This window comes from Pedobacter cryoconitis (assembly GCF_014200595.1).
GTDB classification, from domain to species: Bacteria; Bacteroidota; Bacteroidia; order Sphingobacteriales; family Sphingobacteriaceae; genus Pedobacter; species Pedobacter cryoconitis_C.
On sequence record NZ_JACHCG010000009.1, the window covers coordinates 17,317 to 29,252 of the forward strand.

At 39.8% G+C, this 11,936-nt stretch carries 6 protein-coding genes; all 6 read left to right on the top strand.

Going from position 1 to position 11,936, the window contains the following annotated elements:
- Positions 1-23 precede the first annotated feature (23 nt).
- The 6 genes from HDE70_RS26965 (at position 24) to HDE70_RS26990 (ending at position 11,645) form a co-directional block, all read left to right on the top strand.
- Positions 24-1,376 (top strand): glucoamylase family protein, encoded by a 1,353-nt coding sequence (locus HDE70_RS26965; RefSeq protein WP_183892390.1) that lies wholly within the window; start codon positions 24-26, stop codon positions 1,374-1,376.
- 8 nt (positions 1,377-1,384) lie between these two features.
- Positions 1,385-3,127: a family 43 glycosylhydrolase gene (locus HDE70_RS26970; protein ID WP_183870053.1), complete on the top strand. Its 1,743-nt coding sequence runs from the start codon at positions 1,385-1,387 to the stop codon at positions 3,125-3,127.
- A 51-nt stretch (positions 3,128-3,178) separates the two neighbouring features.
- Positions 3,179-5,476 carry a beta-glucosidase BglX gene (bglX, locus tag HDE70_RS26975; protein WP_183870054.1) on the top strand — a complete coding sequence of 766 codons (2,298 nt, stop codon included), beginning with the start codon at positions 3,179-3,181 and terminating at the stop codon, positions 5,474-5,476.
- Between the two features lie 305 nt (positions 5,477-5,781).
- Positions 5,782-9,051: a SusC/RagA family TonB-linked outer membrane protein gene (locus tag HDE70_RS26980; protein WP_183892391.1), complete on the top strand. Its 3,270-nt coding sequence runs from the start codon at positions 5,782-5,784 to the stop codon at positions 9,049-9,051.
- Positions 9,052-9,066: 15 nt separating this feature from the next.
- Positions 9,067-10,779 (top strand): RagB/SusD family nutrient uptake outer membrane protein, encoded by a 1,713-nt coding sequence (locus HDE70_RS26985; protein ID WP_183870056.1) that lies wholly within the window; start codon positions 9,067-9,069, stop codon positions 10,777-10,779.
- Positions 10,780-10,862: 83 nt separating this feature from the next.
- Positions 10,863-11,645: a prolyl oligopeptidase family serine peptidase gene (locus tag HDE70_RS26990; protein WP_183870057.1), complete on the top strand. Its 783-nt coding sequence runs from the start codon at positions 10,863-10,865 to the stop codon at positions 11,643-11,645.
- Positions 11,646-11,936: the final 291 nt, after the last annotated feature.

Here is an 11,936-nt window from a genome sequence, read left to right on the forward strand (position 1 = left end):
GTACGTAATTTTAAAAGCCAACGATGAAACTAAAATCTTTACTCAGCCTCCTTATTTTAACAACACTTACTTTTTTTGCGATAGCGCAAAAGAAAAATGTAGCATTTCAGGGTATTAAAGCCGAAATGAAAATACAGAAAAACCTGACTGACGACCAGCTTCTTGATTTAGTACAGAAACAAACTTTCCGGTATTTCTGGGATTTTGGTCATCCTGTGAGTGGAATGGCACGTGAGCGCAGTAATGTTGCTTTTGAATATGGCAATGAAGTAGTAACTATAGGCGGAACTGGTTTTGGCGTCATGGCGACCATTGTAGCTGCTGAGCGTAAATTTATAACGCGTGAACAAGCTGCTGCAAGAACTAAAAAAATTGTAGACTTTTTATATAAGGCCGATCAGTTTCATGGTGCTTTTCCGCACTGGCTGAATGGCGAAACAGGAAAAGTAATCCGTTTCAGTCCTAAAGATGACGGTGCTGATATCGTGGAAACCTCTTTACTTTTCCAGGGTTTACTGACGGCACGTCAATATTATACGGCAGACAATGCTGTGGAGACTGATATCCGTAATAAAATTCTTTGGATGTGGGAAGGTGTTGAATGGAACTGGTTCACACAACAACAAAATGTTTTATACTGGCATTGGAGCCCAAACAATGGCTGGAGCATGAACCACCCGATTAAAGGATGGAATGAATGTTTCATCACTTATGTGTTAGCGGCTTCTTCTCCAAAATCCCCTATTGATAAAAAGGTATATGAAGAAGGCTGGGCAAACAGCAATACCTTTTTCAACGGCAAAAAATTTGAAGGAATTACATTACCTCTTGGCTTTGATTTCGGCGGCCCCTTATTCTTTTCACAATATTCCTTTACAGGACTGGATCCGCGTGGTTTGAAAGACCGTTACGCAGATTATTTTGAACAGAATAAAAACCACACCTTAATCAATCGTGCCTATTGTATAGAGAATCCTAAACATTTTAAAGGTTATGGTGAAAATAGCTGGGGACTAACTGCAAGCGACAGCTGGCAGGGTTATGCTGCACATTCTCCTTCGGAAGATTTAAGTGTGATCAGCCCGACTGCTGCTTTATCAGCTTTCCCTTATACGCCTGAATATTCTATGAAAGCTTTGAAACACTTCTATTTTGATCTTGGTGATAAGATCTGGAGTGAGTATGGCTTTGTGGATGGTTTCAGTGAAGAACATAACTGGTATGCGAAATCACATCTGGCAATTGATCAGGGCCCTATTATCTGTATGATAGAAAACTACCGTACAGGATTATTATGGAAATTATTTATGAGCAGCCCTGATGTTAAAAACGGGTTGAACAGATTAGGCATTGAAAGTCCTGCTATCGCTAAATAAAAATAGTCATGAAAAGAACGCTGCTGTTGTTATGCTTCCTGATTTCAAGCGCCGCTTTATTCGCTCAGAAAAAGCAGCTGACTTATTGTAACCCGGTCAATCTGGATTATGGCTATACCCCTATTCCTCATTTTACGGAACAGGGCAAACACCGCGCAACAGCAGATCCTGTGATTGTAAATTACAAGGGCGATTATTTCTTGTTTTCTACGAACCAGATGGGTTATTGGTGGAGTGAAGATTTATACAACTGGAATTTTGTTTCCCGTTCTTTCCTTCGTCCGGAGCATAAGGTTTATGATGATCTGTGTGCGCCTTCGGTTTGGATTCAGGGTGATACGATGCTGGTTTTTGGTTCTACCTATGCAAAGAATTTCCCGATCTGGATGAGTACAGATCCGAAAAAGGATTCGTGGAAGGAAGTGGTACATGAGTTTGAAATTGGTGGCTGGGACCCTGCACATTTTGTGGATGAGGATGGAAAGTTATATATGTACAATGGCAGCAGCAATCAATATCCTTTGTACGGGGTGGAGTTAAACCGTAAAACTTTTGCTCCGATAGGGACAAGAAAAGAATTGCTGTTATTGAATGATGAGCGGTTTGGGTGGCAGCGTTTCGGTGAAAACCTGGATAACACTTTTCTTGATCCTTTTATTGAAGGCGCATGGATGACTAAACATCATGGAAAATATTATTTACAGTATGGTGCTCCTGCTACAGAGTTTAGTGGTTATGCGGATGGTGTAGCGATCTCAAAGAGTCCGCTTGGCCCATTTGAGCATCAGTCATTACCGTTATCTTACAAACCAGGTGGCTTTGCAAGGGGCGCCGGACATGGGGCTACTTTTCAGGACAGGTGGAAAAATTACTGGCATGTTTCTACTATGGTGGTCTCTGTCAAGAACAATTTTGAACGCAGGCTGGGCATCTGGCCAGCAGGATTCGATCAGGATGATGTGATGTATATGGATGCTGCTTTTGGCGATTATCCGCATTATCTTCCTAACAAGGCTGCGGATCATTTGAAGTCTGGTTTCACTGGGTGGATGTTGCTGAATTACAATAAGCCAGTTGTGGTTTCTTCTACTTTGGGTGGTTATACTGCAAATTTAGCGGTGGATGAAAGTATCAAAACCTACTGGAGTGCTGCAAGTGGTAAAAAGGGAGAATGGATACAGTCTGATCTTGGAAAGGTATCCCGTGTAAACGCAGTACAGCTAAATTATGCGGATCAGGATGCAGAATTTTTAGGTAAACAGCATGACATTTATCATCAATACAAACTATGGTATTCGGTGGATGGCAAAAGCTGGAAAATATTAGTGGATAAAAGTGCAAACCGTAAAGATGTCCCGCATGATTATATAGAATTGGATCAGCCGGTTTCTGCGCGCTTTATCAAATTAGAGAATATTCATATGCCTGCTGGCAAATTTGCCATCAGCGGATTAAGGGTATTTGGGAATGGCAATGGAGAGAAACCAGCAGCTGTTAAAGATTTCACCGTATTAAGAACGGAAAAAGATAAAAGAAATTCATGGATCAGATGGAATACTGTAGATGGTGCTTATGGGTATAATATTTATTTAGGCACCGAGCCTGATAAGTTATACAATAGTATCATGGTTTACCAGGCCAATGAATATTGGTATAAAGGCATGGATAAAGAAAAACCTTATTACTTCTGTATAGAAGCAATTAATGAAAATGGAGTTTCTGAAAGATCAAAAGTAACAAGGGTCAATTAGAATAAACTTCCTGAAAACTGAATAATACACGAAATAAAACAATACATTCTCATGAGAAAAACGACTTCCTTATTTTTCCTGGCGGCTCTTTTTAGTGCAAACTCTTTAGTTGCACAACAGAAAAAAGCTGCAAGCGCGACTGACCAGAAGATGAATACGTTCATCGACAATCTAATGTCTAAAATGACAGTAGATGAAAAAATCGGACAACTGAACCTTCCTGCGGTTGGTTTTGATGTAACGGGGCCGATTTTAAGTCAGGGAGTAAATGAAAAGATTGAAAAAGGCCTGGTAGGAGGTGTTTTCAACACATTCACCCCACAAGCAGTACTTAAATTACAAAAGCTTGCCGTGACTAAATCACGTTTAAAAATCCCTTTGTTATTTGGATATGATGTAGTACATGGTCATAAAACGATCTTCCCTATTCCTTTAGGCTTAAGTGCAAGCTGGGATATGGATTTAATTGAAAAAAGTGCGCGTATTGCTGCAAGAGAAGCTAGTGCAGATGGTTTAAACTGGACGTTTTCTCCTATGGTTGATATCGCAAGAGATCCGAGATGGGGAAGAATTTCTGAGGGTTCTGGTGAAGATCCATATTTAGGATCTTTAATTGGTGCGGCTATGGTCAGAGGTTATCAAACCAATAGTCTTTCCAATAAAGATGCAATTATGGCTTGTGTAAAACACTTTGCTTTATATGGCGCTGCCGAAGGCGGAAGAGACTACAATACTACAGACATGAGTCTGATCAGAATGTACAATGAGTATTTACCTCCTTATAAAGCAGCTATTGATGCAGGTGCTGAAACGGTAATGGTATCTTTCAATGATATCAACGGAACACCAGCTACTGCCAATAAATGGTTATTAACTGATTTATTGCGTAAAGACTGGGGTTTTAAAGGTTTTGTAGTGAGTGATTACACAGGTGTGAGTGAATTGATTGCACATGGTCTGGGTGATTTACAAACAGTAAGTGCGAGATCTCTGGAAGCTGGAAATGATATGGATATGGTTAGTGAGGGTTTCCTGACTACTTTAAAGCAGTCTTTGAAAGAAAAGAAAATTACAGAAGAGGTGATTGACATGGCTTGCCGCAGGATTCTGGAATCAAAATATAAATTGGGTTTATTTGAAAATCCATATAAATATGTGAACGAAGAACTTGCAAAAACAGAAATCCTTTCTGCACAAAACAGGTCAGATGCAAGAAACATCGCAGCTGCTTCTATGGTGTTATTGAAAAACAATAACCAATTACTACCGCTAAAGAAAAATGCAAAGATCGCTTTAATCGGTCCGCTGGCTGATAACAAACGTGACATGGTTGGTAACTGGAGTGCAGCGGGTGACTGGAAAAAAGCCATCAGCGTAATTGAAGGTTTAAAAAATGTAGCTCCTGATATGGAGATCACTTATGCTAAAGGTGCTAACCTGGTTGATAATCCAGCAATCTTAAAGCAGATTAATGCCAATGGTGCTGATATCACTGCGGATGCAAAATCACCAAAGCAATTAATTGATGAAGCAGTCAATGCAGCACAAAAAGCTGATATTGCTGTAGTTGTTTTAGGCGAAAGTGCAATCATGGGTGGTGAGGCGACAAGCCGCACAAACCTTGATTTATTACCGAACCAAAAAGATTTATTAAAAGCGCTATCAGCTACTGGTAAACCGATCGTTCTGGTCTTGATGAACAGCCGTCCGTTGACACTGGAATGGGAAGATGCCAATGTTCCTGCTATTTTAGAAACCTGGTTCAGTGGTACAGAAGCTGGAAATGCAATTGCTGATGTATTGGTTGGTAATTACAATCCTTCGGGTAAACTGACAGCTACTTTCCCTAGAAATGTAGGTCAGATCCCTCTGTATTATAACCACAAAAGTACCGGACGTCCATATGACGGGGTTTCGAATGAAAAATTCAAGTCACGTTATATCGATAGCTCAAATGATCCTTTATATCCGTTTGGTTTCGGATTAAGCTATACCTCTTTCGATTTCTCACCGGTTAAATTAGATAAATCTGCAATAAAAAGCGGTCAGACTATTCAGGCAACTGTTACGGTTAAAAATAATGGAAAATTTGATGGTCATGAGGTAGTGCAATTATATCTTCAGGATATTTATGGTTCTGTTACCCGTCCGGTAAAAGAGCTAAAAGGTTTCCAAAAGATCTTCCTGAAAAAGGGTGAATCTAAGAAGGTTACGTTTACCATAAACACAGAAATGCTGAAGTTTTATAACTCTGATTTAAAATTTGCAGCTGAATCTGGTGACTTTAATGTCTTTATCGGCTCAAATTCAAGAGACGTTTCGACAGCTAAATTTAGTTTTACGCTTTAAGAATATCATTTAAAAAAGCCCTTCAGCTAATCGCTGAGGGGCTTTTTTTGTTTAAAAATTAAAAACACTATCCTTCTGTTTTATCTTGATTTATAGTGTTTACGGTTTTAATATCCGAAATAGAAAAAATAATATTTTTAACTATTGCATTTAATCTTTCCTTTCTTTAGTTTAGATATAGTGTACGAACTACACATATTAAATTGTTTACCAACTATATACACCTATTTATTCACCCTTAAAAAAAATAATCTATAAAACAGCTTTATAACTAATCATCCCTTCAACTAAACCAAATATAACTTATGCAACGAAATCTACCACTTTTCAAGAGGGTCCTCCTTCTCTTGTGTCTTGGCCTGTCATTCGCTATCGGCGCAATGGCACAAAGCAAAATCACCGGAAAGGTCATCGGCAGTGATGATAAACTACCGGTCATCGGCGCTTCCATTAAAATCAAAAATGCTCCGGGTGGCACGACCACAGACGGAAATGGTGCATTCGCACTCCTTGTAAAACCAACTGATGTACTTGTTGTTTCCTTTGTTGGATACGGCACTAAAGAGATTCCGGTTGGCAAACAAACCAATATCAGTGTAATTTTACTGGCCGACAACAACAACCTGACTGAGGTTATTGTAACAGGTTACTCTTCACAACGTAAAAAGGATCTTACTGGTTCTGTAGCAGTTGTAAACATGGGCCTTTTAAAAGCTCAGCCAGCTGCAAGTGCTGTGGAAGCTTTACAAGGTAAGGCGACTGGTGTGCAGATCATCAACGATGGTGCACCAGGTTCAACACCACAAATCAGGATCCGTGGTATCAGTACGATTAACAACAATGAACCTCTTTATGTAATCGACGGGGTACCATTTGAAGGAAAATTATCATGGCTTAACCAAAATGATATTGAAAGTCTTCAGGTACTGAAAGATGCTTCTTCTGCTTCTATCTACGGATCAAGAGCAAACAATGGTGTTGTCATTATCACCACTAAAAAAGGAGTTGCAGGTGCACCAAAGATCACATTGGATTCTTACTATGGTACGCAGGTTCCAAGGAAAAGCAGTTTTCCGAAAATGATGAATCCGCAGCAATATGCCCAGTATGTATTCGACGGTTATACCAATGCAGGAAAAACTATTGCAGCAGGAACAAATTATGGTTCAGGTTCAGTACCTACATTGCCGGATTACCTGCTTGCTGGTTTAAAAACCGGTCAGGACATCACAGCTGCTGATTATGATCCTTCAAAATACAACTATAGCCGTGATCCTGCTTTATTCTATCAGATCACCAAAGCAAACAAACAGGGTACTAACTGGTTTGACGAAATTACAGACGTTGCTCCGGTTCAGAATTACCAGTTAAGTGCTACGGGTGGCGGAGAAAATGCAACTTATACTTTTTCAGGTGGTTACCTGGATCAGAAAGGAACAGTAAAGTATACAGGCTTTAAGCGTTATAATTTCAGGTCTAATACTAACATTTCTGCCTTTAACAAAAGAGTACGTTTTGGTGAAAATGCACAGTACAGTTATTCTGAAGGTTATGGTTTGGGTGTAAATCCAAATACATCCGGAGATTATCAGGATCAGGGAAGTGCGATCAGCTGGGCATACCGTATCCCAACAATTATCCCGGTTTATGATATAAACGGGAATTTTGCAGGAAGCCGCGGCAGCCAGTTAGGTAATGCCGAAAATCCAGTAGCTTTCCTTTATCGTGCAAAAGACAACAAAAACAAAAGTAACTTCTTCTTTGGAAATGTATATGCTGAAGGTGATATCTTACCAGGACTTGTTTTAAAGACAAATTTTGGTCTGCGTTACGAGAACTTTAATGGGGTATCAATGCGCTATCCAAACCTGGAGTTCTCAGAAGGTAACAACTCTAACAGTCTGAGTGAATACATGGGTTATACCACAGAATGGACCTGGTCAAATACATTGAACTACAGTAAAGTATTCAATGAGAAACACAGACTGAATGTATTGCTTGGTACAGAGGCCATCAAATCTAAATCCCGCCAGTTAAATGCAGGCAGAAATGATTTCTTCCTTTTAGGAAATCAGGATTATTATTATTTGAACACTGGTTCTTCAAATATCAGTAACTCTAGTTATGGTGCACTCGGCTCACTTTTCTCTTTATTTGGTAAAGTTGATTATTCTTATAATGATCGTTACTTATTCAGTGCTACCATTCGTCGTGATGGTTCTTCTAACTTCGGAGCGAACAACAAGTATGGTTATTTTCCGGCAGCAAGTGCAGCATGGAGAGTTTCTGAAGAGGACTTCCTGAAAAGTGTTAAATGGATCTCTGACTTCAAATTCCGTGTAGGTTATGGAGAAACTGGTAATCAAAGAATACCTTCTAACCAGTATCTGAACAGATTTCAAAGTTCTATTGCGAGTGCAGCCTATGCAACGGGCGGAGGAAATAGCTTAACTACCGGTGTTTGGCAAAATGCTTATCAAAATCCGGACATCAAATGGGAATCTGTAAAATCTCTTAACGTAGGTATTGACTTTACTTTATTTGACGGTGCATTTGACGGATCGGCAGACTGGTATAACAAAAAAACTACAGATATGCTTTATAACTTGCCACAACCTTCAAGTGTAGTGGGAATGGGAAGTTCACCTTATGTAAATATTGGTGATATGAGCAATAAGGGTGTTGAGTTTAACGTGGCTTATCATTATGGAAAAAAATCAGACAGTCCTTTTAAATTCGATATCGGTCTGAATTTCTCTAAAAACGACAACAAAATTGTAAAACTTGCTCCTGGTATTTTTAACCAGATTTATGGCAATTACAGAAGTTTACAAACAAGTGTCTTACAGGAAGGTGCTCCTTTTGGTTCATTCTATGGTTACCAGACTGCGGGAATTTATCAAAGTGCAGCAGATATTGCGAACAATCCTTCTTATGTTGGAGCAAGGGTAGGTGGTTTACGTTATGCTGATATCAATGGTGATGGCGTAATTGATGCTAAAGACCGTACGATTATTGGAAATCCAAATCCGGATTTTACTTACGGTATCAATTTAAATGCTTCTTATAAAAATTGGGATATCGCAACTTTCTTCTACGGCGTTCAGGGTAATGATCTTTTTGAAGCGACACGTTACTTCACAGATTTCCCATCATTTGACGGTGCAAAAAGCACAAGATTGTTAGATGCATGGAGCCCAACGAACACTTCAAGCCAGATCCCTTCTGCTTATACCGGAGCTTCTGATCTTGAATATGCTTCTTCCAGTTATTATGTACAAAAAGGCAGCTTCTTCAGGATGAAGAATATCCAGATCGGTTATTCAATTCCAACAGCTAAAGCATTTGGTCCAAAATCAGGCATCAGCAGAATGAGAGTTTACGTAAGTGCAACCAACCTTTTCACGATCACAAAATACACTGGTCTTGATCCTGAAATTAGTCAGACAAGAGATGCTTCTGCTGCTGTTGGAAATGCTGGAGCTCCAGCGGATACGTTCTCAGCACTTGGCGTTGATAAGGGAATTTACCCATCACCCCGTCAGTTCCTAATTGGTATAAATGTTGGATTTTAATTAAAAGATACAAAGATGAAACACTTAAAATATATTTTCTTATCCTTCATAATTTGCAGTACCCTATCCTGCAAGAAGTCATTTCTGACGGTTCAGCCGCAAGGGGAACTGTCGGAAGCGCAATTAACAACACAGGATGGTGTTGAAGGTTTACTGATAGGTGCTTATGGCTTACTAAATGGTAATGTAAACGGTACATGGGGCAATTATGGTGCTGCTCCCAGCCAGTGGTTATTTGGTGAGGTTGCTTCTGACAATGCCCATAAAGGTAGTAGCAATGGTGATCAGCCAAACATGAACGCTATAGAAAGACACGCCCCAACAAGTACAAATGATAATTTATCAAATTTATGGGACAGATGTTTTGAAGGTATTCAGCGCTGTAACAATACCCTTAGAATTTTAGCTTCACTGCAAGGTGGTGCTGGTACTGCAAAATTTGGTGATGCACGTGCTAAAGAAATCGAGGGTGAAGCCAAAGTACTTCGTGCTCATTATTATTTCTTTTTAGTAAGGGTGTTTAAAGTTGTTCCTTATGTTACTGAAACTACAAACGGGGCTATTGTACCAAACGATAAGGATATTTATCCTAACATTATCGCAGATCTTCAGACAGCAGTAGCAAATCTGAGTACAACGAAACCAAAAGGTCAAAAGGCGCGTATGGATAAATTTGCTGCCCAGGCTTATCTTGGAAAAGTATTCTTATATCAGAAAAGATATGCTGAGGCCTATGCGCAGTTTAATGCTATCATTGCAGCAAAACCAAGTCTTATCAACTTACCTTATTCGGATAACTTCGATATCACTAAAGAAGATGGTCCTGAATCGATTGTTTTTGTAGAGAACTCTGTAGGGACAGATGGTACAGGTGGAGATAACGGGAACGTGGGTGATATGTTAAACTTCCCTTCTGGAAGTGCACCGATCAACTGCTGTGGTTTCTTCCAGCCAACAATTGACCTGGCCAACTCGTTCAAAGTTGACGCTGCTGGTTTACCATTATTAGATGGAAGCTACCGTACCAATCCATATATTTCTGATTTAGGCTTAACAGCAGATCAGAAGAAAACTTATGTATTGAATACCGCCTTAGCTTTAGACCCAAGGATTGAGTCTACTTTAGGCAGAAGAGGTACTCCTTATCGTGATTGGGGTGTAATGCCTGGCGATGCCTGGATTCGTGATGCAAGTAATGGCGGTCCATTTCTTCCGATTAAAAACACAATTGAAGTTTCTCAGCTAGCCAGCGGAACAGCTCCAGGAAGTCCAAACGTAACCGGATTAAACATTAACCTGATCCGTCTTGCAGATATTTACCTGATGGCTGCCGAGTGTGCTGTAGAAACAGGTGATCTTGGAACAGCCCTAACCCTGGTCAATGCAGTGAGACAACGCGCAGCAAAAATAACTCCTCAATTAGCGAACGGCGCAGCTACAGCAGCCTATAAAGTAGGTCTTTATCCTTCTTTCCCTAGTGCTGATTACGCTAGAAATGCAGTTCGTTTCGAGCGCAGATTAGAGCTGGCATTAGAAGGCCACAGGTTCTTTGACCTTGTACGCTGGGGTGTTGCGAAAACAACGCTGGAAAGCTATTTTAACTTTGAAGGCAAATACTTCGATTACCTGAAAAACATTTCGATTAAACCACGAGATGAATATTGGCCATTACCACAAGATCAAATTGACAGAAGTCAGGGTAAATTGGTACAAAGCCCTGGTTACTAACCCACAAATGGTTTAACCATTTAAATAAACATTAATTCATTAAAACCCGCTTAATTTCAAGCGGGTTTTTTTAATTTAGTTGTATGAAGCATTTCAAATTAATTCTCTGGTTCTCCCTTCTGTTTACCTTACAAACAATGGCTCAGGATTTCAAAAAATACGACAAAGGCAGCTTTATTGACGGTAAAGACACGATCTCCTATCGTATCCTGTTTCCCGAACACTTTGACCCAAAACAAAAATATCCTGTTCTGTTTTTCCTTCACGGCAGTGGAGAGCGCGGAAACGATAACGAAAAACAATTACTACATGGCGGTAAGCTGTTCCTTAGAAAAGATATCCGTGAGCAATACCCTGCCATCATAGTTTTCCCTCAATGTTCAGAAGACAGTTTCTGGGCTAACGTAAAGATGGCTTCAGATTCTACCGGAAAAAGAATCTTCGATTATCAAAAACATGGTAAACCTACAAAAGCGATGAAGGCCCTTTTGGGAATGATCGATAATATCCTTGACAAACCCTACATCGATCACCAGCAAGTATACGTTGGCGGACTTTCTATGGGAGGAATGGGAACCCTTGAACTTTTGAGACGTAAACCCAAAACATTCGCCGCTGCCTTTTCAATCTGCGGAGGTGATAACATTGCAAACGTTGAAAAATACAAACACGTTCCCCTTTGGATTTTCCACGGTGGAAAAGATGATGTAGTACCACCAGCCGGATCTACTGCAATCGCTAACCAGTTAAAAATTATTGGTAAAGAAGTAAAGTTCACCCTTTATCCTGACGCAAATCATAACAGCTGGGATTCCACTTTTGCGGAGCCAAAGTTTTTGCCGTGGTTGTTTAGTCACAAGAAGTAGTTCTGGAAGCAATCTTCAAAGGACTTCCTGAAAGCAATCCTTAAAAAAGCAGTTCTTAAAATTAATCCATAATACAAAAAAAAGATCGCTGGCAGTTTTCTTCTGACGTTCATGAAGAATGAACAATGTCAGAAAACTATCCAGCGATCTTTTTTTTTGACACCCGGCTCATTTCTGCGATTCGTCAGGGGGTTCTTTTCTTTCTTTCTTTCTTTCTTTCTTTCTTTCTTTCTTTCTTTCTTTCTTTCTTTCTTTCTTTCTTTCTTTCTTTCTTTCTTTCTTTCTTTCTTT

Excerpts from the sequence above, each read along its gene's own strand:
- HDE70_RS26970 (WP_183870053.1), top strand. The coding sequence starts at position 1,385 with ATGAAAAGAACGCTGCTGTTGTTATGCTTCCTGATTTCAAGCGCCGCT.
- bglX (WP_183870054.1), top strand. The coding sequence starts at position 3,179 with ATGAGAAAAACGACTTCCTTATTTTTCCTGGCGGCTCTTTTTAGTGCA.
- HDE70_RS26980 (WP_183892391.1), top strand. The coding sequence starts at position 5,782 with ATGCAACGAAATCTACCACTTTTCAAGAGGGTCCTCCTTCTCTTGTGT.
- HDE70_RS26965 (WP_183892390.1), top strand. The coding sequence starts at position 24 with ATGAAACTAAAATCTTTACTCAGCCTCCTTATTTTAACAACACTTACT.
- HDE70_RS26985 (WP_183870056.1), top strand. The coding sequence starts at position 9,067 with ATGAAACACTTAAAATATATTTTCTTATCCTTCATAATTTGCAGTACC.
- HDE70_RS26990 (WP_183870057.1), top strand. The coding sequence starts at position 10,863 with ATGAAGCATTTCAAATTAATTCTCTGGTTCTCCCTTCTGTTTACCTTA.